Source organism: Alteromonas sp. W12, assembly GCF_001924945.1.
In the GTDB taxonomy this organism is placed as follows: domain Bacteria; phylum Pseudomonadota; class Gammaproteobacteria; order Enterobacterales; family Alteromonadaceae; genus Alteromonas; species Alteromonas macleodii.
Genome location: NZ_LQXH01000012.1, coordinates 1 through 24090, shown reverse-complemented (window position 1 = coordinate 24090; position 24090 = coordinate 1). Strand labels below are relative to the sequence as shown.

General features: G+C 40.8%; 18 protein-coding genes. 10 read left to right on the top strand and 8 right to left on the bottom strand.

The features are described from left to right. Positions 1 to 129 precede the first annotated feature (129 nt). The 5 genes from AWH61_RS17775 to AWH61_RS17755 form a co-directional block, all read right to left on the bottom strand. Positions 130 to 813 carry an acylneuraminate cytidylyltransferase family protein gene (locus AWH61_RS17775; protein ID WP_249922680.1) on the bottom strand — a complete coding sequence of 228 codons (684 nt, stop codon included), beginning with the start codon at positions 811 to 813 and terminating at the stop codon, positions 130 to 132. After that, positions 810 to 1469, bottom strand: a complete 660-nt coding sequence (locus AWH61_RS17770) for an HAD family hydrolase (protein ID WP_075177806.1) — start codon at positions 1467 to 1469, stop codon at positions 810 to 812. Before AWH61_RS17770 ends, AWH61_RS17775 begins: the two co-directional genes overlap by 4 nt. Then, positions 1459 to 3066 carry an aldolase catalytic domain-containing protein gene (locus AWH61_RS17765; protein WP_075177805.1) on the bottom strand — a complete coding sequence of 536 codons (1608 nt, stop codon included), beginning with the start codon at positions 3064 to 3066 and terminating at the stop codon, positions 1459 to 1461. Before AWH61_RS17765 ends, AWH61_RS17770 begins: the two co-directional genes overlap by 11 nt. 210 nt (positions 3067 to 3276) lie before the next feature. After that, on the bottom strand, positions 3277 to 5001 hold the full coding sequence (locus AWH61_RS17760) for a hypothetical protein (RefSeq protein WP_075177804.1): 1725 nt from the start codon (positions 4999 to 5001) through the stop codon (positions 3277 to 3279). Positions 5002 to 5018: 17 nt separating this feature from the next. Further along, on the bottom strand, positions 5019 to 7835 hold the full coding sequence (locus AWH61_RS17755) for a glycosyltransferase family 2 protein (RefSeq protein WP_075177803.1): 2817 nt from the start codon (positions 7833 to 7835) through the stop codon (positions 5019 to 5021). A 454-nt stretch (positions 7836 to 8289) separates the two neighbouring features. Between AWH61_RS17755 and rfbA the strand changes: the two genes are divergently transcribed. The 6 genes from rfbA to AWH61_RS17725 all read left to right on the top strand — a co-directional run bounded on the left by rfbA (position 8290) and on the right by AWH61_RS17725 (position 14804). Continuing rightward, positions 8290 to 9168, top strand: a complete 879-nt coding sequence (gene rfbA / locus AWH61_RS17750; protein WP_075177802.1) for a glucose-1-phosphate thymidylyltransferase RfbA — start codon at positions 8290 to 8292, stop codon at positions 9166 to 9168. A 26-nt stretch (positions 9169 to 9194) separates the two neighbouring features. Then, positions 9195 to 9740: a dTDP-4-dehydrorhamnose 3,5-epimerase gene (rfbC, locus tag AWH61_RS17745; protein ID WP_075177801.1), complete on the top strand. Its 546-nt coding sequence runs from the start codon at positions 9195 to 9197 to the stop codon at positions 9738 to 9740. A gap of 23 nt (positions 9741 to 9763) precedes the next feature. After that, positions 9764 to 10633 carry a dTDP-4-dehydrorhamnose reductase gene (gene rfbD / locus AWH61_RS17740; RefSeq protein ID WP_075177800.1) on the top strand — a complete coding sequence of 290 codons (870 nt, stop codon included), beginning with the start codon at positions 9764 to 9766 and terminating at the stop codon, positions 10631 to 10633. Positions 10634 to 10668: 35 nt separating this feature from the next. Further along, positions 10669 to 11751 (top strand): dTDP-glucose 4,6-dehydratase, encoded by a 1083-nt coding sequence (rfbB, locus tag AWH61_RS17735; RefSeq protein WP_075177799.1) that lies wholly within the window; start codon positions 10669 to 10671, stop codon positions 11749 to 11751. 103 nt (positions 11752 to 11854) lie between these two features. Then, on the top strand, positions 11855 to 13573 hold the full coding sequence (locus AWH61_RS17730) for a glycosyltransferase family 2 protein (RefSeq protein ID WP_075177798.1): 1719 nt from the start codon (positions 11855 to 11857) through the stop codon (positions 13571 to 13573). A 43-nt stretch (positions 13574 to 13616) separates the two neighbouring features. Beyond that, on the top strand, positions 13617 to 14804 hold the full coding sequence (locus AWH61_RS17725; protein ID WP_075177797.1) for a nucleotide sugar dehydrogenase: 1188 nt from the start codon (positions 13617 to 13619) through the stop codon (positions 14802 to 14804). A 98-nt stretch (positions 14805 to 14902) separates the two neighbouring features. On the opposite strand, the gene AWH61_RS17720 is transcribed toward AWH61_RS17725, so the two are convergent. Then, positions 14903 to 16309, bottom strand: coding sequence for a mannose-1-phosphate guanylyltransferase/mannose-6-phosphate isomerase (locus tag AWH61_RS17720; protein ID WP_075177796.1), 1407 nt, complete (start codon positions 16307 to 16309; stop codon positions 14903 to 14905). A 365-nt stretch (positions 16310 to 16674) separates the two neighbouring features. Here AWH61_RS17720 and AWH61_RS17715 point away from each other — a divergent pair, with 365 nt between their 5' ends. Further along, entirely contained in the window at positions 16675 to 17349 is a 675-nt protein-coding gene (locus AWH61_RS17715; protein ID WP_049588902.1) for a YkgJ family cysteine cluster protein, read from the top strand. A 46-nt stretch (positions 17350 to 17395) separates the two neighbouring features. Here AWH61_RS17715 and AWH61_RS17710 read toward each other — a convergent pair whose 3' ends face one another. Further along, a complete protein-coding gene (locus tag AWH61_RS17710) occupies positions 17396 to 18286 on the bottom strand; it encodes a LysR family transcriptional regulator (protein WP_075177795.1) in 891 nt (296 codons plus the stop codon). 197 nt (positions 18287 to 18483) lie between these two features. Between AWH61_RS17710 and AWH61_RS17705 the strand changes: the two genes are divergently transcribed. Genes AWH61_RS17705 through AWH61_RS17695 form a run of 3 tightly spaced genes read left to right on the top strand, consistent with a single transcriptional unit; the run spans position 18484 to position 22688 of the window. Beyond that, positions 18484 to 20211: an ABC transporter transmembrane domain-containing protein gene (locus AWH61_RS17705; protein ID WP_014950852.1), complete on the top strand. Its 1728-nt coding sequence runs from the start codon at positions 18484 to 18486 to the stop codon at positions 20209 to 20211. Then, entirely contained in the window at positions 20212 to 21264 is a 1053-nt protein-coding gene (locus AWH61_RS17700; RefSeq protein ID WP_014977505.1) for an HlyD family secretion protein, read from the top strand. After that, positions 21177 to 22688 carry a TolC family protein gene (locus AWH61_RS17695; RefSeq protein WP_249922679.1) on the top strand — a complete coding sequence of 504 codons (1512 nt, stop codon included), beginning with the start codon at positions 21177 to 21179 and terminating at the stop codon, positions 22686 to 22688. Before AWH61_RS17700 ends, AWH61_RS17695 begins: the two co-directional genes overlap by 88 nt. A gap of 168 nt (positions 22689 to 22856) precedes the next feature. Here the strand turns inward: AWH61_RS17695 and AWH61_RS17690 are convergent, their stop codons facing one another. Beyond that, entirely contained in the window at positions 22857 to 23666 is an 810-nt protein-coding gene (locus tag AWH61_RS17690) for a hypothetical protein (RefSeq protein WP_075177793.1), read from the bottom strand. Positions 23667 to 24090: the final 424 nt, after the last annotated feature.

Here is a 24090-nt window from a genome sequence, read left to right as displayed (position 1 = left end):
TTCAGGCAACCTGTCACGGTAATCAATGATTTAAGCAGGGTTGCCTGAATAAGTAAGTAGTAAACTTCGAAGTTAAATTTGCGTCAGTCTAAAAACGCTGTTTTTACAATTCCTTCTAACATAGTAATACTATTGCTTTGAAATACTCTTTTTCCACAATTCCTCAGCAAAGGTGAAATCATCAGGCCAATCAATATCGATTGATTTCATTTTGTTTTGTTCAAACAAAAATGGTTTATTACCAATACGATCTTGGTAACGGCTATAGTTTTCCGCACTAGAAATGAATGCACCACTATCAACTTCATATAAAGGTTCAATATTTTGCGTCATTGGCCATTTTAACGTTTCTCTTTTATAACTCACCGGACTATTTTTATCCCAAATGAATCCCTGTAACTTTAGCACGGTCATTAATGAGTCATAGCCTTTCTCAAGGCCATTAAAATATGCATCGATTAAAGTGTCATAATCTAAGCTTCCCATAAAAGGCGAGGTAACGTGAGTCCATAAAATATGTCCTTCTTCAATTAATGAAGGGACATATCTAATTAATGAATCAGTTGTTGTTGAACTAGACCCAAGATGCTCTGGTCTTTGATCTATGACAATTCTCTCTTCGTTTAGCTGTTCAGCATACTTCAATATTCGCTCATCATTGGATGAAAGAACAACCCGATCAATTTTTCTGGATTGTAATATTTGGTCTAGTTTGATTTTTAACAAACCACCTTCTATGCCAGCGAAGGGTTTAATATTTTTATCAGGAATACGTTGGCTGCCTTTACGGCAAGGCAAAAACGCGGTAATCACAATAATTCACTCCATGAGTCGATAACTTTAAAACCGTGACACTTGCTTTGTATCGTTAATAGATCAGGAACATTAGAATAAGTACGGTATGCAATAAAGTCGATTTTATTGGCTATTGACGCTTCTAAGTCAGAAATTGCATCACCGAACATAACCGCTTTTTCTGTTTCTTCTAACCCTAAGATATGGCTGATATTATCCGACTTCGCAGTGGGCGAACCATAAATTCCACTAAAATGGTGGTCTAGCTCTCTTTCCCTGAAAACACTTCTTAATTCATCCTCAGCCGAACCACTGGCGATATATTTTTTGCCTCGAAGAGTTTGTAAAAACTCTAGGAAGCCTGGTGTTAATTCTGCTTTTAGGTATAGCTTTTGGCATTGATTTGAAAACAGCGTGATAATTTTAAGTTCAAGCTCTTTTCGTGTTGTTTCATGTTCAATTTGTAAAATGTTGCTGACAAAGTGCTCTACATGATGGTATCTAGATTTTCCAAAATTTTTTCGGAAATACTCACAGCATCGCTTTATTTGATTATCATCAATGGAGAGTGCGCAAAGTGCACTCTCCATCGCATTTATTTTCAATTGATTGGAATTAAGAATTACACCATCACAATCAAAAATGTAGATATCGTGGTCTAACTCAAACCGCATAGATGGACCCTTTAGCAATAGGGTATGTCGATGGAGTTAAAGCTAAGAGTTCAGGAACATCAGGTAGATTGTTATATTGGTTGAAGAGGTTAAGCATATCTTGTTGTCGTGAATCAGTACTCTCATAGCCATCAAAACCCACTAGTGTCACTTTATCCGGTCGACCGATGGCTAATACACCTAAAAGGTAGGCGCTGGTATAATCAAACTTTGTATCAACATATTGGTTGTGAATTTCAAAGTTGGCTGATTCGTTGTTAAAGCCAAAATCAATATACTTAACACCTTTAAGTGCAGTAACTTCTTGTTCGTCAAACCGATGTTTTGGCAATATGATTGGTTTGTCTAAAGAACGGTATTTTCGAGCATCCGTTAGGAACTTTACATTATGCGAGATAACGTAGTAATCAATAAGCGATGGATCTATAAATTCGTTTATATTAACTGAAACCACAATGGGTTGTTTAAGTTTTATATACGTCTGAATTGCTAAAAGGTATGTTCGTGTGGTTGGTGCATTAGTTAAAACTAGTACCTCACGACCGCTAAATAAATCGGTCAAATCATTCGAGCCGGATACTTGTTTTGTACTTCTGTCAAAGTTAATCGCTGTTTCTAGTATTGAGCCATTAAAAGCTGAAGTACCCTCTAGTTGGCTGAGATAGCTTATAGCAGCAATAATTTCCTCTGTACCGTATTGCTGATTTGACAAAAGATTTTGAATATAAGTAGGGTGTACATCGTTTTGTGCACCCAAAAAATATAGTAAATTCGTACCCCAACCAAATTCTTTTTGCATTTTTTCAAAATGACGAATAACGAGGTCGTAAATAGGTTGGGCATTATATTTATATTGTTCTCCAACTACTGCCAAAAGACGCTCGGTTTGTGTGTTACCTGCGCCTCGACCCATTCCTGTAATAGTCGCATCAAGCCACTCGACGCCATTATTTTTGGCAGCGATAGAATTATCTAGACCTTTGCTCATATTGTCGTGGGTATGAATACCCATGACCCCTGTCCATTCCTCTCGTATAGCTTTAATAATACGGTCAACTTCGTCTTTATCCATATTACCAAGTGAGTCAGCAAAATATAATACGTCCAAATTATCGCCCCAGGAGGAAGCAATGCGAGCTTTTTCGGCTATAACGTTAGATTCTTTTCCACCAGCCTGCATTAGGTTGAAACCTACTATGTAGCCTAATTCTTTAAGGCGAGTGACAATCGGTGAACAATGCTCTACTTCATGAAAGTGCGCTGCAATTCTAACTAAACCAATTTTACTTTCTACTCGTGGAACAAAAAGAGTATCAACTGCAGCAACTGGGTCCATATCTGCGCTCAATATGGTTTTTGCGTCTACCATCACGCCATAAGTTGGCCCGTTGGGTAAATTTAGTGAGTTGAGATGATGTTCTGTTGTATAAGCATAAGCTCCTAAGAAACCGTTCTTAGGAAAATTTCGTAAGCCAAGTTCCACATAGTCTATACCTGCATTAGCTACAGCCTTTAAGTAAGCATCGACAACTGGTTGTGGGAAGTCCCAATTGTTGTAATAACCACCATCGCGTAACGTGCAGTCTAGTAAATTCATATATTTCCTTCTTTTATATTTAATTTTTATATAAAACCCGAGTTATGTAGAAATCGGCAGTAGCTAAGGTCTTTTAAAAATAACTAGCTCTTAAAAATTTTCGATGGACGTAAATTAAGGTTTAGCGCTCGACAATAATACTAAGAACCAATTTCATACAACATTAATTTCGCAGACCTAAATCAATAAAGGTCTGGTCAGTTTGATAAGTCAAAATAACTTTAGTAGAGCATATTCGATATTAAATTTCCCTTTGCATGAGAAAGGGTCAAATCTTAGGCTTTTCAGTTCTTTAGTAACATTTAAACTAAATGTTACTTCACCATTAGAGTTATACTTGCTTAAAAGTGATAGTTCTTCTGAATAACCATTTCCTAAATCTAAGTACAGCTTAGGAGTCAATGACTTATAATTAAGCAAAGTATTCACTCTTACTTTTACTTCAACATTTCCTTCATAATTAGAAAAAACAGAAGATTTATTGAAAACTAAAATTGGATCGTCAGAGGTACTTTCATACTCTTCACTGTTAGTTAAGTGTTTGCAGTTTATAGAGTAACCTATATCAATAGGTACGACCTTTATATCAAATAACTCAGCAATTTTTTCTAATGCAAAGCTAACGAAGGGCTTTTTGGCTATGGAATAAGATACAAAGTCATCGCGTAGTCCCTCCACTTCAATATCATGAACGAAGGAATCTGGTACGAATGCGCTGTTATAATGTATAGATTGTTCGGTCATACCAATGGCTTTATTAGAAATATGCAGAATGCCAGGGATTTTTGCCATGCGTGAAGTATATATGGAACCAGTACCACCATTGGAAACATGAAAATTGCATAAACTAGCAATTGTTAATTTTTCTGCTGGAGTTTTACCTATGGCATTGATGACGCGAATATCAGGTGGTATGTTATTTTTTATTTCAGAAAAAACTACATTATCACTTTCTATTTGACTTTCATCTAATTTTGAAGGGGTAATAGGAGATGTCCAGCCGTCTATGATAACGCAAAGTTTTTCGCCACTGTTGTAGAGCATAGTTGCAAGAGCAACTATAGCATCACATTGTTCTAGCCATTTTCGTTTTTGAGTTGTAATTCCGTGCCATAAAATGAAATAGCCAGCTTTTTTCAGCTCTTGTACTTCCCTGTAATCATTGCCTTTATTCCGAAGGCTTTCTGACAAAAATAATTCGTCATACTTTAAGAGTTTAAGCCTTTTTACTTCATTTCCACGATCATAGAAGCTACCAACTTTTAGAAACAATTTGTTCGCTGAGTTGCTCAGACTGTTCAGTTGATCAAAATGCACAGAACTTTGCGGAAAATGAAATTTATCCCCAACAAAAAACTTTAAGTCTGCAAAATTACAATGAGAAATTTGATAAAGGGAGAGCTTCTTTCCTTGAGGTATAGAATTCAAATAATCGTTTACTTCTGAAAGGCCTAAAATTGCGTCATAAAAGTAATGAGATGGTCGACCATGTGATGCGATCAAGCCGTCAAAGCTTGGGGGGATGTTAAATTCCAATTTCCCTGCTAAATCTTCAAGCTTTGAAGCAATGTCTACAACCATTTCCATGTTAGCGTGACAGATTATTTTTACTTTATTTAATCTTGGAAAAAATATAAAGTCGCATGAAGACACGTGCTGAGAAACAACGAAAATTTCGTTATTTATCTCACCGACTAAGAGGTTAGTCGATGAGTTTAACATCTGAGAGCCAAGCAGCTTAAGCGTGTCGCTAATACCTTCGCTAATCATCTTATTTTTGTCAGCCAAGGCAATAGCTAACAACGTTATAGCGGGCTTAGAGCTAAGCACTTGTAGAAAGTGTAAAACTTCAGAATCAAACTCGTTATCTACAAAGGAAGGAGTTTCCCCGTTCCAATAAAGTTGTCTGTTTTCTTCTGAATTATCTTTGTGCATCGAATATCCCACCAAAATTACCGCTCTTTCACATTGTAATTTGCTATAGCAAAGTTTTCATGTTTATTAGTCAAATTTATATTGTAATAAATATCGTCTTCACTTCCCGTATTCCAAGTTTTTTTCATATAATCTACTTCTAAGTTAAATCGAGCTACTTTCTCTGGATTATCCTCAGCACCTCGACTAATTGACTCGTAATGATAGAGTTCAGCGTAAGGTGTCCATAAGTTTCGGTAACCTGCCGATTGAACTTTTAAACAAAAGTCAACGTCGTTAAATGCTACCGTTAACTCTTTTTCATTCAAGCCATTCACTTCGTTAAATACAGTTTTACGTACCAACAAACAGGCTGCTGTAACTGCCGATAGATTTTGAACAACTTTCAACCTGCTAAAATAACCATAGTCACCGCGTTTAAAGTGTTTGTGAGAGTGACCTGCAACACCGCCTATACCAATAATAACACCGGCATGTTGAATAGTATCGTTGTGGAAATACAACATTGCACCCACGCAGCCAATATCCGCGCGTATCGCATTCGATACCATTTCGGTTAGCCAATCGGGACTAATAACTTCAACATCGTTATTGATTAATCCAATGAGTTCACCATTAGCATGGGTAGCGGCAAAATTGTTTATTGCCGAATAGTTAAAGGGGTAAGGGAAACGTAATACTGTTACCTTTTCATGGCTTTGTAGTTCCTCAAAGTATTCTAGTGATAACGGATCATCTGAATTGTTATCAACTAACAGTATTTCGTAGTTGGGATAGGTAGTCTTCTCTAATATCGAGTCAATTGCCTGTTTAGTAATTTCATGCCCATTGTAAGTTGGAATTATTAGTGATACCAGTGGTGAAGTGCCGTCCTTCGTTGTTATGGGCCAATTCACTTTATAAATATTTTGATGCATACCCTGTTCAACGCTTACGTTTTCACCCAAGCAGTTAAAGTGGTCCTCGAGTGCTTTGATACCAGCATCTGTAGTATAGGATTTCTCGCCATGTCCAAGTGCAGTTGAACCTTCAACCGCTCTCCAGTGGTATAGTACTTTAGGGATGTGTACAATTTCGCTATGCTTGATTTCCCTCGAATAGCGCAATAGTAAGTCGTAATCTTGACTACCTTCATAGCCTGCTCTAAAACCGCCAATTTTTTTAACTATATCTGCTCGGTAAACGCCTAGGTGAGAAACATAATTCTGGCTGTAAAGAAGGTCTAAGTTCCAGCCTGATTTGAAATGAGGGTCGCAACGTTCGCCTGTCTCATCTATTTTGTCTTCATCGCTGTATATTAAGCAGGTAGATGGTTTTTCATTTATAACTTTAACCACTTCATATAAAGCATGCTGACTTAGTTCGTCATCGTGGTCTAGCAATGCTATCCATTCACCATTAGCTACCTCTAAAGCGCTATTACTTGCTTTTGAAATATGGCCGTTTTGCTCTCTAAACACTACGGTAATACGGTTGTCTAAACTTTGGTAATGCTCTAGCACCTCTCTAACATGGGGAGATGGCGAACAGTCATCTGCAAGACATAACTGCCAATTAGTATACGACTGTTGCATGACAGATTTAATGCATTCCTCTAAAAGTGCCTTTTCAGGGTTGTATACGGGCACAACTATGGAAATTAGCGGTGTTAATGCAAACCCGTTTATCGTCGATTGAGTTTCTAGAAAATTATAGTGCTCATTGCGCAATCTCCATGCCTCATAAGGGTTTACAGAGGGTTCGTTACTAGTAGTTTGAGGATATTCATTATAAACCCTACCTTCTTCAAAGCCCGCTTTTACTAGATGATAAAGCAAGGACGCTTCCCAGTTTTTTAGGTCTGGGTTTAGTTCCAAGTAAAGCTTTGGGTTAAAATAGGGTACTGGGCGTCTACCTTCTTTTTCGCCACTTACAATGTAGTGATAAAAGGGATTGATGCCATGTTGCGCTATATCAGGGTTGTTTGCCAAATAGTAATATGTATTAAAGTGGGGAGTTGGGTTTTTGCCTGTTGATGACCCTTTAATTATGAAGTCTTTTACCAAGTCGTGATGAGTTCTTTCACCTTCTTCTAATTGTTTAGAATAATAGTCTTCATCCCACAATAACGCGTCCTTTATAGTTTGTGCGATGTGGTCAATATTTTCGCCGTTAGCCAGGTTTGTAGCGTGAAGTAACTCGACACTGTTTACAGACATCGATGTTTGCTCTAGCGTCTTGTTGTCCTCGTCCTTAAATATTACCTTTAACTGCAATTTAGTTTTCTTAAACCAGTAAGGCCTGTAATTACACGCGTCAAGAGCGTAAGCAAAGCCACACACGGTGTCGTCTACAAGATCAACTAAATCAGCACGGTCAACCTTGCATGCAACAACAGTAAGTTTCTCGCCATCGACAAAAATCTCTACATTTTTAGCTTTACTACACCACCCGGTAATGTACCCGCTGCTCAAACCTTCAAAGTAGTATGATATTCCCGACTCTGGTAAAAGAAAGCCTAAGTCTTTAGAAATGTCTGCCATATTAACTGATGTGTCGACAATATCCTCAATATGCCCATCCTTTACAAATTCAACTTTTAATGGAACTGAAGACAAAGGTTTCCATTCGTCTTTAATATCGCTAGTAGACAACTTGTAGGCAAAGCTAGCATGAGGGTTCTCTAAAACTTTAGATAAGTCTTCTCTAAATTCATTACACGGCAATTCAGCGATGAAAGTTTCAGAGATGTAGATATTTACGCTATCTGCATTTTGAGCCCAACCAGCAATAAATCCGTCTATTAACCCATCAACGTAAACCTTGGGTAATTTTGCATTAAAGGTTGTTTCCACTTTATATCTTCCTTTGCTTCTTGTTCTTTTAATTTTAAGTTGTGTGTGCGTAGCCGCGTTTGTAAGCGGATGTATCCTAATTGATACTTTTGTAAAGATCACTATTGAGTAAGAGACTTTAATTTAAAACACTGCTTTTTATCTAATTAATTCGAAAAGCGTAACTATTTCAACGTTTCAATAACATCTTTGGTATCGACAATCTAGGCGTTTAATGTGATTTTTCTCGATAGCAGAAGTATGCTTTTTAACTCAGTTTGTATCTGATATGAAATTACAAGGTTCTTTTATTCATAAATTTTAATGTATAGTTGTTTGATTAGTAGGCGTATTCAATGCGAGTGTGATACCGCATACTCAAAGAAGCTATCAAGCTGGGATTGAGTATGAAATTCCGTTACTATAACTTAATGATATTATTGTATAGCACAAATTTGTAAAACAAAGGCTTTGTATGAGAAAAGGGATAATTCTAGCGGGTGGGTCAGGCACTCGCCTACACCCACTAACAAAAGTGGTTAGTAAACAGTTAATGCCAGTTTACGACAAACCCATGATTTATTACCCACTAACAACACTTATGATGTCGGGTATTCGGGATGTTCTTATTATCACCACCCCAGAAGAACAGCAGCGCTTTATTGACCTTATTGGAGATGGTTCGTCTTTAGGCATGAACATTCAATATGCGGTTCAGCCATCACCTGATGGTCTAGCTCAAGCATTTTTGATTGGCGAAGACTTCATAGGCAACGATAGCTGCTCATTGGTACTGGGCGATAATATTTACTACGGTCACGACCTGAAAGTGTCTCTGCAAAATGCATTCAAGCAAGAACATGGTGCTACAGTATTTGGCTACCATGTACACGACCCAGAGCGTTACGGTGTTGTAGACTTCGATGAAAATTGGAACGCGCTTTCAATTGAAGAAAAGCCAGCTAAACCTAAATCGAATTATGCCGTGACTGGCCTTTATTACTACGACAACCGTGTAGTAGATTTTGCAAAAGAAGTAAAGCCTTCTCCACGTGGCGAGCTTGAAATCACTGACTTGAATAATTTATATCTTCAAGATGGTTCGCTTAAAGTGGAGCTTATGGGACGTGGTTCTGCTTGGCTAGATACAGGAACGCTTGATTCATTACTTGATGCTGCAAACTTCGTTGCTGCTATTGAAAAACGCCAAGGCTTAAAAGTATGTTGCCCAGAAGAAGTTGCATTCCGTATGGGATATATCGATGCTGAACAATTAGAAAAGCTAGCTGCGCCACTTAAAAAGAGCGGCTATGGTGATTACTTATTGAAAGTAATTCACGACCGCGTTAAATAAATACAAAGAAACGGATATATTTTTTTATGCAAGCAATTAGCACAGCCATCCCTGACGTTAAAATCATTGAACCAAAAGTATTTGGTGACGAGCGTGGTTTTTTCTTAGAAACCTTTCGTACTGACTGGTTTAAGAAAGAGTGCGCGGATGTAGACTTTGTTCAGGATAACCACTCGAAATCTAGCCAAGGTATTCTTCGTGGCCTTCATTATCAGATGGAGCAAACCCAAGGTAAATTAGTACGCGTAGTTAGCGGCGAGGTTTTCGATGTAGCAGTTGATATGCGTAAAGACTCACCTACTTATGGCAAGTGGGTAGGCGTTACATTATCTGCAGAAAATAAGCGTCAGCTTTGGGTTCCAGCGGGTTTTGCACATGGTTTTTACGTAACAAGTGAATCGGCTGAGTTTGTGTACAAGTGCACAGACTACTATCATCCGGAATCTGAAGTATCGGTAAAATACGACGACCCAACGTTGAATATTGACTGGCCTCTGGTGAATGGAGAAAAACCTTCGCTATCTGGGAAAGACGAAGCTGGGGTGGCATTTGTAGACGCACCTACATTTTAATTGTCATTGGGTACTAGCGATAAATGAATATTGTAATTATAGGTAAGTCTGGGCAGCTAGCATTTGAGCTTTCTCGTGAACTAGAAAATAGCGAGCATCAAGTCACGTTTTTAGGTCGCGATGATATTGATATTACTAGCTCTACTGATATTGAAGAGAAACTATCGCCTTTAAAAGCCGATGTTTTAATAAATGCATCGGCATATACTGCGGTAGATAAAGCAGAAGAAGATACCGACGCGTGCAATGCTATCAATACGTTTGCTGTGAAGAACTTAGCAAACTACTGTAAAGATAACGATGCCTTCATGGTGCATGTGTCTACCGACTATGTCTTTAACGGCCACAAAGGTTCGCCTTATTTAACGGATGATCCTATCGAGCCGCAAGGTGCTTACGGCGCATCCAAAGCTGAAGGCGAAAAAGCGCTGCTTGAAATACTGCCAGATGCTAGCTGTCTAATTCGTACTGCTTGGGTTTACTCGTCGCATGGCAATAACTTTGTGAAAACCATGCTGCGCTTGATGGCTGATAAACCTCAGTTAGCTGTAATAGATGATCAAATTGGTACACCAACGTGGGCGAAGGGTCTAGCTGAAGCTTGTGTTTCTGCCGCTGAAAACAAAACAGCCGGTGTTTACCACTGGACCGATGAAGGTGTAGCAAGCTGGTACGATTTTGCGTTAGCTATACAAGAACTTGGCATTGATAAAGGTTTACTGGATAAGGCTATTCCGGTTTTGCCTATCCCTTCAAGCCAATATCCAACGCCTGCAAAACGTCCTCACTACAGTGTGCTTGATAAACAAACTGCGCGTGAAGCATTTGCGTCGTGTAAGCCTGCACACTGGCGTAAGCAGTTAGCTAGCATGCTAGATGAATTGAAAGCCTAAATGGCAAGAACAGAATTATTTTTGGTAAAAAGAAAATGAGTAAAACGATTTTAGTAACAGGTGGCGCAGGCTTCATTGGATCTGCAGTAGTTCGCCATCTTATAAACGACACTGACCACGCAGTGGTTAATTTAGATAAGCTAACTTACGCGGGTAATTTAGAGTCATTAACTTCGGTTTCAAGCAGCGACCGCTACAGCTTCGAGCAAGTTGATATTTGTGATGCTGAAGAAGTAAAGCGCGTGTTCAACACGCACCAGCCAGATATTATTATGCACCTTGCGGCAGAGTCTCACGTAGACCGTTCAATTGACGGGCCAGGTGAGTTTATCCAGACCAACGTTGTAGGTACATACACATTGCTTGAGCAAGCAAGAGCGTATTGGTCAGCACTTGAAGGCGATAAAAAAGCAGGGTTTAAGTTCCATCATATTTCTACTGACGAAGTATACGGCGACCTTCCTCACCCAGATGAAGTTGAGCCGGGCACAGAGCTACCGCTCTTTACGGAAACTACCCCGTATGCACCAAGTTCACCTTATTCAGCAAGTAAAGCAAGCTCTGATCAGCTAGTGCGTTCGTGGCTTCGCACATACAAGCTACCAACGCTTGTAACTAACTGCTCAAATAATTACGGCCCGTACCACTTTCCAGAAAAGCTTATTCCACTAGTTATTCTAAACGCACTAGCTGGAAAGCCGCTGCCTGTATATGGTAAAGGTAATCAAATTCGTGATTGGTTGTATGTTGAAGACCATGCCCGCGCATTGGTAGTGGTTGCGCTTAATGGTGAAATCGGTGAAACCTACAACATTGGTGGCCACAACGAAAAGCAGAATATTGAAGTAGTGCAAACTATCTGTTCAATTTTGGATGAAGTTAAGCCAAAAGATAGCAAATACACTGAGCAGATTACTTACGTTCAAGACCGCCCAGGGCACGATATGCGTTATGCAATTGATGCTAGCAAAATTGAGCGCGAGCTTGGATGGAAGCCGCAAGAAACGTTTGAAAGCGGTATTCGTAAAACTGTTGAGTGGTATTTAGCGAACGAAGGTTGGTGGAAAGCGGTTCTTGATGGTAGTTATCAAGGTGAGCGTTTAGGTACTGGAAGCTAATACCTATCACTATAAATCGTGATATGATAGAAAAGCCGCAAAATTGCGGCTTTTTTGTTTTTTAGTGTTGTTAGACATCGCTGTTAGGGATTGAGTTAGCTGTATGAAGAAATTGGCCATGTTAACGGTTAAAGGCGCTGTTGGTTTAGTACCAAAAGCAGTAAGAAACAAGCTGAAAAGCAACCATAAACTTACCGAGTTTTACAGCCGCTCTTTACAACGTTCAGGACTTTTTTATGGCTTTCCATCTGAAAAAAAACGTATGGCTTTGTATAGCGCTTATCTCAAACAACAGGCGCAATATTTTCAAAGCCTAGCTCCTGTTGATAAAAGCGACTTCAAAATACAGGTTGTTATCTTTGGGGCAAAAAGTCTATCTTTAACATTAGACTCGCTCAACCAAGCAGGTGTAAAACATGAAAGCATCTGTGTGGTGGGTGAAAATAGCATGGGCGAATCGGTGCGGTGTACCTCGACAGTTTCTGAAGCAGTGAATGATTTACCTGAATCGACGAGGCTTCTGCTTTTAAATAGCGGAGATGCAATATCAAAAGTATCGTTTGACGTGTTTCTTACATGCGACAGTGGCGCCGATGTTGTTTACTGTGATACCGATAAGATTGACGCTAAAGAACGAAGAGCCTCTCCGCATTTTTTGCCTGATTGGAATCCTGATTTACAGCTCTCTACAAGTTATGTGTATACGGGCGTAATGTGTAGAGCGGCTTTGCTCAAAAAGACCTTGGTAAGCGCTTCGACAATCGCCGGACTCGTTACAGAGCTATGGTTGAAGCAATCAAAACTGTCAGTTGCGCACATTCCCTATACACTGGTTCATCGTTTCTCTAGTAAAAAGAAAAAAATTGAAAGCCTAGCTGATGTCAGAACAGTGATAGAGAGCTGCACGCCTGCAATTCCATCCTACAATGAAGAGCTCGCTGTAAATACTATTCAATGGCCCGTTGAATCTGAACCTTTAGTTTCTCTTATCATTCCTACTAAAAATGGCAAAGCACTTGTTAAAGCGTGTATAGAGTCCATTTTAGAAAAAACCATATATCAAAATTATGAAATATTACTCATTGATAATGGTTCTGATGAAAAAGAAAGTCTCGACTATTTTTCAGAGTTAGACAAACATACCAAGATCCGTGTTCTTCGTTACCCTGGTGAATTTAATTATTCAGCAATTAACAATTTTGGCGTACAACATGCTTGCAATGATAGTACGGTAATAGGGCTTATCAATAATGACATTGAAGTGATAAACCCTCATTGGCTAACAAGCATGGTGGGGCATGCCATGCGCAGCGATGTGGGGTGTGTGGGAGCTAAATTGTTGTACTCCGATGGAAGAATTCAACATGCTGGAGTGGTTTTAGGGTACGGTGGTGGTGCAGGCCATGCACATAAATACTTCCCTAGATACCACCCAGGGTATATGAAGCGTTTAATTGCAACGCAAAATTATTCTGCAGTGACAGCAGCTTGTTTATTGGTGAAGAAGTCGCTATTTGTGGAGGTAGGTGGTTTAAATGAAAAAGATCTCACAGTGGCTTTCAACGATGTAGATTTCTGCCTAAGGGTGAAAGAGTTGGGAGTGCGGAATATTTATTGTGCAGAGGCTGAACTATATCATCATGAATCAGTGAGTAGAGGGTTAGACCATGCCCCAGCAAAAGCAGCACGATTTAATCGAGAGTTAGAATATCTAAAAGCACAGTGGGGTAAATACATTGAACATGACCCTGCATACAGCCCGAACCTTACACTTTTAAGAGAAAATTTTTCCATTAAAGCGAAGGAAGAGTTTTCCAATTAGACCTAATTTTAAGTTTATTTAAAAGTTGGAACTGAACAATTAAATGGAATCAACAATGAGCAATTATAAAATAGCGGTAGCAGGTACTGGATACGTTGGCTTATCAAATGCGGTGTTGTTAGCACAACACAATGAAGTGAAAGCGGTCGACTTAGTACCTGAAAAAGTCGAGATGCTTAACAACAAAAAGTCTCCAATTGATGACAAAGAAATAGCCGAGTATTTAACAACGAAAGAGTTGAACCTTGTAGCAACGCTTGATGCGCAAGAAGCATATAAAGATGCTGACTATGTGGTAATTGCAACACCAACAGACTACGACCCGCAAACGAATTACTTCAATACTGGTAGTGTAGAAGCGGTAATCAAAACCGTGATGGAAGTTAACCCTGATGCGGTAATGGTTGTAAAATCGACCGTACCGGTAGGGTTTACCAAAGACGCAAAAGCCCGTTTTGGTTCTGACAATATTATCTTTTCGCCTGAATTTTTGCGTGAAGGGAAAGCACTTTACGACAACCTTTACCCAAGCCGTATTATCGTAGGTGAGCGTAGTGAGCGCGCGGAAGTTTTCGCAAAGCTGCTTCAGCAAGGTGCAATAAAAGAGAACATCGATGTTTTATTCACCGACAGTACAGAGGCAGAAGCTATCAAACTTTTCGCCAACACTTACTTGGCAATGCGTGTAGCGTACTTTAACGAACTAGATAGCTATGCAGAGCGTAATGGCTTAGACACTAAACAAATCATCGAAGGTGTCGGTTTAGACCCTCGTATTGGTAATCACTACAACAACCCAAGTTTTGGTTACGGTGGTTATTGCTTACCAAAAGATACCAAACAGTTACTAGCTAACTACAGTGAAGTACCTAACAATATGATTCAGGCCATTGTAGATGCTAACCGTACGCGTAAAGATTTTATCGCTGATTCAATTGTAAGCCGTGGCCCCAAAATTGTGGGTATCTATCGCCTTATCATGAAGTCTGGTTCTGATAACTTCCGAGCAAGTGCTATTCAAGGCATCATGAAGCGTATAAAAGCGAAAGGTATTGAAGTCGTAGTCTATGAGCCAGTACTTAAGGAAGAAGAGTTCTTCCGCTCTCGTGTGGTAAACGATTTAGAGGAGTTTAAGAAAATTTCTGACGTAATCGTAGCAAACCGTGTTACGGGCGATATCGAAGATGTACTAGATAAAGTATACAGCCGCGACTTGTTCAACGCTGATTAACCCAAGTTTGGGGTCAGAGTACATTTTTCCATGTAAATCAAAAAAGCCAGGTTCATAACCTGGCTCTTCTTAGTTAGACAAACTGCCTTACACTGCGTTTATATATCAGAACGCCCATATCTATCTGAGAAACGAACGATATCGTCTTCCCCTAGGTAAGCTCCAGATTGTACTTCAATTAATTCTAGTGGAATCTTTCCTGGGTTTTCTAATGCATGAACCGCCCCAATAGGAATATAAATAGACTCATTTTCCGTTAGCATTTGCGTTTCATCGCCTATTGTCACATTCGCTGTACCTGATACTACAACCCAGTGTTCAGCTCTATGATGATGCATTTGAACTGATAGTTTTTCACCTGGCTTCACGGTAATACGCTTAACTTTAAAGCGTCCACCATTGTCTATTGAATCGTAACTTCCCCAAGGTCTGTAAACTTCGCGGTGAAACTCAAATTCAGGGCGCTTTTCAGCTTTCAAACGGTTCACAACGGTTTTGATGTGTTCTGCGTTTTTCTTATTCGCCACCATAACAGCATCTTTGGTTTCAACTACAACCACGTCTTCCAGACCAATAACTGCAACCAAGCTGTGCTCGGCGTTCACATAGCTGTTGGTGGTGCCTTCTAATAAGGTGTCGCCACTAGTTACATTGCCATTCGCGTCCTTCTCTCCCGTCTCCCAGAGAGACGACCAACTGCCTACATCAGACCAACCTGCATCTAGTGTTACCATCGCGGCTTCGGATGTTTTTTCCATCACTGCATAGTCGATAGAATCACTTGGGCATGAAGCAAATATGTCTTTGTCTATACGAACAAAGTCGAGATCTTTTTCGGTTTTTTCAATCGCCTTTTTACATACCGAATATATGTCAGGTGCGTGCACTTCCAGCGCCTTTAAAAATGCACTGGCTTTAAACATAAACATGCCGCTATTCCAAAAATACTCGCCTGAACTTACGTATTGTGTTGCGGTAGGCATATCTGGCTTTTCAACAAATTCACTTACATCGAAGCCAATATTCAGTTTGTTTCCGGCTTTTATATAGCCGTAACCAGTATGAGGCTGAGTGGGGACAATACCGAAAGTAACTAACTTACCTTGTTCAGCTAATACTTGCGCTTCCCTAATCTTAGACTGAAATGTTTTGCTGTCTTTGATCAAGTGGTCTGCAGCTAAAACTAGTAGAATGGGATCTTCGCCCCCTTCCATAGCTTGAAAAGCCGCCAATGCAATCGCTGGAGCAGTATTGCGCCCAACTGGCTCTAAAAGAATGTCGCTGTTAGCGACACCTATCTGTCGCATTTGCTCGGCAACAAGAAATCGATGTTCTTCGTTGCAGATAATAGAAGGTGGCAAAGACTCTATGCCATTGAGTCTCAGTACAGTGTCTTGAATCATAGTTTTGTCAGAAGTGAGTGACAAAAACTGTTTAGGTAAAGCGGCGCGAGATTTTGGCCACAAGCGGCTTCCTGTTCCGCCTGCAAGAATGACTGGCTTCATTAGCATTCCTTGAATTTTAGAGTGACTATAAGAGAGTTAGTATACTGAGTTATTAAGAGATTTAAATGAGTAAAGGATTTTATGGTGCGGTTCGACTCATTACATAGATCACAGTACAAAAAACTTCCCAAATCCCAAAATTCAAAATAGAATCCGCATCAATTCAACCCCTGCCATTAAGCCTCAAGCTTACGCACACCCGGTGGGGATAAAATATTGGGGTCAGAGTACATTTCTTCCTCCAGTACGATCTGTCAATTTGGTTACCAAAATCAATAATCAGAATGTTGAGTTCATGCTACCTATTACATTACACCAGCATGAACATGTATTTGTTTTAGTTTGCTTTTATTAGCGGAGTCGTTATGAATAGGCTGCGTGAGCTGTCCAGCCAAGTGATGGATGTTTACCAATCTCTTTCCCAAGAATTCAGTGCATATCAATCTAGCCAGTCACTAAACTGCGTTGAGAAATGTGGTGCATGTTGCAATAACCCCGACATTGAAGTGTCGCCATTGGAGATGCTGCCTTTAGCACTTCATCTGTTTGATACAGGACGGGCTGAACAGGAGTTTGACGAGCTAGACAACTACAGCGGCTTCGCCTGTAAACAATATCAACGCTTAAGTTTGGACGGTAAAGAAGGCTACTGCGGAATTTACGAATACCGACCTGCCATTTGCCGTATGTTCGGTGCAGCAGGTTATAAAACCAAATCTGGCGAAGCCACACTTTCGGTGTGTAAACCAATTAAGCAAGCTGTACCAGAGAAGTATGCGGCCGCGCTGATTGCTATACAGCCTCAGCATTTAGATATCTTAGAAAAGCGATTAGTGGATGATATTGCCGCAAATAGTGAGGTTCGAGTTACATCGACAAAGCCGCCAATGATCGCAGAAGGCAGACAAAAACTTGCTCAATTAGATTATGAATTGGGGGAAAGGCTTATGCCTATAAATGACGCACTACGTTTTGTGTTAGAAAAAATTCTAACACTGAGTTTTTATGCTCAAGATATAGATGGTGGTGTTGCTGCTTAAATTAAGTGGGGGCAGAAAATGTACTCTGACCCCACCATTAAGTGCACTACGTTAGAATTCCGCGAGCGGCTTCTACTATTGCCTCACTAATAGTGTAGTCAGCACGGCTTTTGCCAGTAATGGCATAGTATCTCTCATTTAGTGTGCTTGCGTTACCAATACAGTGCACGTCATATTGCTCTTCTACGTGCTTTGAAATTGCCGATGGTGCGCAGAAAACACCGAAGTCTTCGCTGCCAAAAAGTTTAAGCAAAGCAGTATCGTCAAATTCGGCTACCACTTTGGGGTACAGCTGTTCTGTCTCAAGCCAACTTGTAAGTGCTTGCCGTATTCCTGAAGTATTCCCCTGAATTAGCAACGGCATTTTATTTAAACACTCTGGAAAAGTCTGTTCTTCAGTAAGCGGTGCTTTAGCAAAGAAGCTCAACGAACTTTCGCCCAAGAAAAAACTATTGGCGCTTATTTGTGTACCAGGGGCTATGCCTCTGTCTGCTAGAATGAAATCGATTGCGTTAATGGCGAGCTCTTTCAACAAACCGTCGAAGCTATCCTCTTTTATCACGTATTTAACCTGTGAAAACCTACGCATGGTGGCATGAACAAAGTCGTAAAAAAGCACTTTCGGAATACCATTAGTAATACCTATCACAAATTCTTTCGTATTCACTTCATCGCTATTGTTAAGTATTTCAGCTAGTTGATTACCTTTATGAAATATTTCGCTGGCATACTGATAACTTACTTTACCTCTCGCGTTTAGGTATAGGCGCTTATTTATTCTATCAAAGAGAGAGTAACCTAGCTGATTTTCGAAGGTGCTTAGTTGCCCACTTACGGTTTGCGGGGTAACGTGGAGTAATTTAGCGGCTTTCGCAATGCTACCCTCACGGGCAACAAGATAGAAATAATATAAATGATGGTAGTTTAGGTGATGCATACTTCAACAAGCTACTCGATTATTAAGGTATTAGGGGCAAGAAATGTACTCTGACCCCATTTTTTTCGATGAACTATTAAGAATATAACAGATTTATTCTAACTGACTATTGCAATACACTATTTAGCGTTGTTTTTGTACGATTAAAAACGGCGCGTCACTGATTTTTAAGCTAGCGGTATATTGAAGACATAACTATGGCTAAACCAATTGATTTACGTAAAACGCGAAAGACCTTATTTTCGCTATTGAAACCAGAGGCTGGCTTTTTTTGGGTTGCTATCGCATACGGCGTAGCAATTAGTTTAATGACCCTTGCGGTACCTATAGCGGTTCAAACGCTGATTAATAGTATCGCCAATATCGGTTCAACTCGGGCAGTTATCATATTGGCCGTCATTCTATTTCTTACTTTATTTATATCTGGCGTATTTAGCGCGCTGCGTATGCGAGTGATGGAGTTCTACGAGCGTAAAGTTTACGCCCGCCTCACCGCAGACTTAGGGCTAAAAACTATTCTTGCGCCCCACAGTTTTTTTGAAGGTCGACAAAACGTTAGCATTACACAGCGTTACTTCGACATAATGACTTTTCAAAAGAATATGCCGTCTTTAATGATTGATGGTTTCGCGCTAGTACTACAGATGCTGGTAGGTTTCACTCTAGTATCATTCTACCACCCAGCGCTTTTCGCGTTTAATGTGGTGCTTTTACTTACCATGTATGCGGTTTGGAAAATTTGGGGGCGTGGTGCTAAGCGCACGGCTATTGAATTGTCTAACGCGAAATACGATTCTGCAAAGTGGCTACACGATATTGCAATTGCTCACGAATTCTTTAAGTCAGCTGATCATGTTGAATACGCAGGGCGCAGCACTGAAGGTTATATCAGTAACTATGTGAAAAAGCACAAAAGCCACTTTCACTACACCTTTTCGCAAGTGGTTATGTTTCTATTGATGTATGCCGTGGCGAGTGCATCGCTACTTGGTATCGGTGGTGTTCTGGTTGTACAAGGTGAGCTTTCTATCGGTCAGCTAGTGGCTGCTGAGCTTGTGATGTCTGCTGTTTTCTTTGGGTTGTCTCGCTTTACCCAATATTTAAAACTTTACTATGAGTTATATGGCGCTGCCGAGAAGCTGGGTGGCGCTCTTGACATGCCGCAGGAAGAGCTCAATACCTCGGAACATATACCAGCTTCTTCTAAATTGGTGTTTAACGATGTTGAACTTAAACATGGTAATGATGCGTGCCACCTCAATGTTATCTTCGAACCTGGCACTAAGTATTTTGTTACTACTGATAAAAGTTGGGTGCAGAAGCAACTGCTAGGATTGCTGAAGCAATATGACCGCGTTAAATCGGGCGACATCTTGTTAGGAGAGCTTAGCCTAAACGATTACGACACCCATGAGTTACGGCAGGCCGTCACCATTTTAGATCGTTCTTTAATTATCGAAGTTTCTGTAGAGCGCTACTTAAAGTTGGCACATCCTCAGGCAACCATCGCGGATATTCGCGCTGCGCTTGAGGAAGTAGAAATGACCAAAGTGATAGATAGCTTACCAGAGGGTTTGCAGACTAAAGTATCCGTATTAGGGGCACCGCTGCAGCCATTGGAGTTTTTGTTGCTTAAACTTGCCGCCGCAATTATTGGTAAACCTAAGCTGCTCATTTTGAATCAGCACTTCGACGCAATACCGGTAGAGTTGAGGGCGCGACTTCTGCGACGCTTAAGTAAATATGATTTTACCGTCATGTATTTTACCAATATGCCACTGCCAGATTGTTTCGAAGGTGTGTTGCATCTGCACGATAACGCAACGGCAATGTTAAATGAGTATTCAAATGGTGAGTCACCGATTAGTGCTGCTAACGCAAGTGAGAGCAGCACGGCTTCAAAGAACAATAAGGAGGGTGAGTAAGTGAATCACGCAGAACGTCGCTTTTTAGATAACATCACTTCATTGCCTTCATTGAAAGTGCCAAAGCTTCATCGTGTAATTACCGGAGTTATCATCTTCTTGGTGTTGGCAGCTGGATTAATTTTGTATTTCACACCATGGATCCAAACGGCTTACGGCACCGGTATGGTCGACTCGCTCGATCCTAAAGACAGAACCCAACCAATAAATGCGTTAGTTGATGGACAAGTAAAGCAGTGGCACGTAAGGGAAGGCCAACAAATAAAAGCCGGCGAGCCAATCGTTACGTTAATCGATATTGATGCGCAGCGACTTGAGAAGCTGCGATCTCAGCTTTCAGCAGCGAACTTAAAGAATCAAGCTAATGAAACAGCAGTAAGAAATGCTGAGAACAACCTGGCGCGTCAACAGTCTCTGCAAGAGCAAGGGCTGGTATCACGTAAAGAAGTAGAGCAGGCCGAGATAAAAGTGCAGGAACTGCGAGCAAAAGCTGCCGCCTCTGTTTCGGAAATTAATGAAGTAAGCATGATTTTATCTCGTCAGTCGACGCAAACTAAATATGCACCCGTTGACGGTACGGTTGTTCGGTTGCTATCAGGTGGTGTGTCTACGTTCGTAAAGTCGGGCGATATTCTTGGGCAGTTTATTCCAGCAGATGCAAAACGCAGCGTTCGCGTTACCGTGAGAGGGTTAGACGCACCGCTGGTTAAGCCTGGTGCAAAGGCGCGTTTGCAGTTTGATGGCTGGCCTGTTTTTCAGTTTAGCGGATGGCCGGGTAGTGCAATAGGTACCTTTGGTGGTGAAGTTGTGTATGTAGAGCCTGTTGCTAATGCTACTGGCGATTTTAACGTGTGGATTAGACCTGACGAGTCTGATATTCCTTGGCCAGCTGAAAGTTCTGCGCGTTTGGGTAGCCGGGTTAAAGCGTGGGTGCTATTAGAAGAGGTGCGTCTAGGTTACGAGATGTGGCGACAGTTGAACAACTTCCCGCCATTGCCAACGCAAGAGCCTACTACCGGTGGAGCCAAGGGGGCTGGGGCATCAATATGGTAATTCGAAGGTTTACATTAGCAGTGCTTGCAACTGTTGCGGTTATTAGCACTCATGTTTCTGATGCAGTAGCGCAAAACAAAAATACTAGGCAAGCACCATCAATCGATGCACTTATCCAGAGTATGGTGAACTATCATCCCTACGTTAGGGCGATAAATGAAGGAAACTATCAAGCTGCAGCCGAGTTAGAAATAGCAAGAAGCAGTTTTGATCCGTTTATAGAGCAGAAAACCAGTAGCCGCGTTAGCGGATATTACGATGGTACTAATTTAACGCAGCGCTTTTCTAATCCGTTCGAAGACTTTAATGGCTCAGTTTATACCGAGTACCGTATATCAGACGGTGATTTCCCGGTGTACGAAGCCGATTACGAAACCTTGTCTGGCGGCGAGGCTAGTGTGGGCATTGCCATCTCTCTACTTAAAAATAGAGAACTGGATAAGCGTAGAACGGAGTTAGCCAATGCAGGGCTAGCGACTTCACAATGGCAAGCGTTAGCGACAAGTTTAATTAATGACTTTGTTTACAAGGGGATTAGTGAATATGTTGCGTGGTACGAAAGCGCATTGCAGGTTAATGCCGTTACAGAATTGCTAAACACCGCAACAGAACGTGAAAGAGCGTTGGTGACCCGCGTAGAGAAAGGAGATTTAGCCAATGTCGTGCTGACAGAATTTAAAGCCAACATTTTGCAACAGCGCCTTTTGCTTGCCGAGCTTAAGCAAAAGCGAGACGCACATGCTCAAATGCTCTCTTTTTATTGGCGTTCACCTAAGGGAGATATGTTGATAGTAGATGAAGCGAACCCGCCGAAAGATATCAACTGGCCTTTCTGGGTTGGTAACGGTCAGCTTATGACTCTTCGCAATGCCCTTCGTAATCACCCTGAACTTGATGTGATGAAATTAGAACAGCAGGTGGTAAATAACAAGGCTGCGCTGGCTAGTAACGCGTTATTGCCGAAGCTAGATTTAAAAGCATCGGTTGCAAGAGATATAGGTTCTGGTCCGTCAAATTTAGACGGTACCGAAACAAAAGTAGGTCTGTCGTTTTCCTACCCTTTAGGAAACAGGAAGGCGAAAGCTGAACAAGCCCAATTACAGTCAAAGCAAAGAGAGCTAGAGCACAAGCTAACCTCTACTGAGCAAGCGATAACTCAGCGTTTTGAACAAGCGCTAGTTTATTGGGGGCAGGCGAAAGACATTGTTGCTCTTCAAAGTGAAAATGCGGCGCTAGCGAAAACCCTTTCTCAAGTAGAAAAAACACGTTTCGATGCAGGTGACAGTGATATGTTCGTGTTAAATGCGCGCGCACAAAATGAAATTAAGGCCCAAATAAAAGAGATAAAAGCGAAAGTGGACTTACTAAAGGCAGAACTAACCCTTTATAAAGAAGCCGCTATGTTGCACTCTCTTAACAACTGAGCTTTTTTGAAAACATCGAGTTTAATTGTGAAGTAGGCTTGATTGCTATCGCTTGCTGCTTGTTGTTAAAAAGCAGGTAAGGGTTGAAGAAACTAGTACAGCTATAAACAAAAACGGCGTATTGAGTAAATCAATACGCCGTTTTTTTAAAAATCAATTAGTAGGCGGTTAATTGCCCAGTGCACTATTAAAGTCGTCTTCGCTTAGTCCGGCAGACATAGCGTATTCTTTTAACTTATCCTGAGATACACCCGCGTGTTGCGCAGTATTTAAAATACGCATTACTTGTTCACGCTGCTGGGCAGATTCTCTCACCGCCGTTTCAACTACCGTTTCTGCTTCGTTAGGAAACACGGCCAGAAGCGCATCCACTACATACTCACCAACAAAAGGAACAGCATTCAATGCGCTTGTCATGATATCGACAATCTTATTTGGATGTTCTTGCGACAATGTCTGAACAATACTGTCTGCTGCGTCAGGTTGAGTAAGCACGGCAACGCGTACAATCTCATCTAGCTCTTCAGGTGTTGAAACCGCAGCAGCCTGCACAACAAAGTCGACATAAGTCGGCTCTGCTTTTATCGCTAACTGAACAATGTTAGGGCAGCTACTTACTTCTTTCTCAATAGCCAGCTGTACAATCTCTTCAGTAGACGCAGGTTGAGCAGAGATAGCAGCAAAAATGATCTCTCTGTATTTGTCTGGATAGGTATCTAAAGCAATATCCACAATAGACACAATCTCTTGCGGATAATGACCAGCGATTGAACTGATTGCTCGGCCAACCGACATAGTTTGGTTTACTTGACGTCTTAAGAAGGCGGTTTGAAAATGATTTGACTGGTCAGCGCTTTCTACATTCGCTGACGCGGGTGGCTGAACAGCATCATTTGAGGATACTTCTTGTGCCATTGCTGTATGACTAACATGAGTTGCTAGTATTGCCGCAGACAGCAGTGTAAGAGTTCGTAACATAAACCCACCTTTATAATTATTGCGTAGTCAATTTCTGACACCACCAGTATTAATACATTTATAAAGAACACAAAGCATAGGTCATTTACGCTTATATACATTCTTATACGTATTCCTTTACGCAAGCCTTAATATCTATCGCTAATATTAAGCATTAATATAATAACGGCAGGATCAAATACTACTTTAAGAACTACTACTTTATAGGATCTGAATTCCTATCCTATTAGTAATTAGTCCATATTGTCTACTAATTATCACATTTGAGCGAAAAATAGACGGTTAGTTCAGTTTTTTCAACTTTTTCAAAATAAGTGTTGACGTGAGCGCTCATTTCCCTAAAATGCGCATCCGCTTCGGGGGAAAAGCAAAACAGCAAGCCTCCTGAAGTAAGTCTCTACTACCTTTATAGGCCAGTAAAGAC

Bases quoted from the DNA above. Each gene is read 5' to 3' on its own strand.
- AWH61_RS17770 (WP_075177806.1), bottom strand. From the start codon at position 1,469: ATGCGGTTTGAGTTAGACCACGATATCTACATTTTTGATTGTGATGGT.
- AWH61_RS17765 (WP_075177805.1), bottom strand. From the start codon at position 3,066: ATGAATTTACTAGACTGCACGTTACGCGATGGTGGTTATTACAACAAT.
- AWH61_RS17760 (WP_075177804.1), bottom strand. From the start codon at position 5,001: ATGCACAAAGATAATTCAGAAGAAAACAGACAACTTTATTGGAACGGG.
- rfbA (WP_075177802.1), top strand. From the start codon at position 8,290: ATGAGAAAAGGGATAATTCTAGCGGGTGGGTCAGGCACTCGCCTACAC.
- rfbC (WP_075177801.1), top strand. From the start codon at position 9,195: ATGCAAGCAATTAGCACAGCCATCCCTGACGTTAAAATCATTGAACCA.
- rfbD (WP_075177800.1), top strand. From the start codon at position 9,764: ATGAATATTGTAATTATAGGTAAGTCTGGGCAGCTAGCATTTGAGCTT.
- rfbB (WP_075177799.1), top strand. From the start codon at position 10,669: ATGAGTAAAACGATTTTAGTAACAGGTGGCGCAGGCTTCATTGGATCT.
- AWH61_RS17730 (WP_075177798.1), top strand. From the start codon at position 11,855: ATGAAGAAATTGGCCATGTTAACGGTTAAAGGCGCTGTTGGTTTAGTA.
- AWH61_RS17725 (WP_075177797.1), top strand. From the start codon at position 13,617: ATGGAATCAACAATGAGCAATTATAAAATAGCGGTAGCAGGTACTGGA.
- AWH61_RS17720 (WP_075177796.1), bottom strand. From the start codon at position 16,309: ATGAAGCCAGTCATTCTTGCAGGCGGAACAGGAAGCCGCTTGTGGCCA.
- AWH61_RS17715 (WP_049588902.1), top strand. From the start codon at position 16,675: ATGAATAGGCTGCGTGAGCTGTCCAGCCAAGTGATGGATGTTTACCAA.
- AWH61_RS17710 (WP_075177795.1), bottom strand. From the start codon at position 18,286: ATGCATCACCTAAACTACCATCATTTATATTATTTCTATCTTGTTGCC.
- AWH61_RS17705 (WP_014950852.1), top strand. From the start codon at position 18,484: ATGGCTAAACCAATTGATTTACGTAAAACGCGAAAGACCTTATTTTCG.
- AWH61_RS17690 (WP_075177793.1), bottom strand. From the start codon at position 23,666: ATGTTACGAACTCTTACACTGCTGTCTGCGGCAATACTAGCAACTCAT.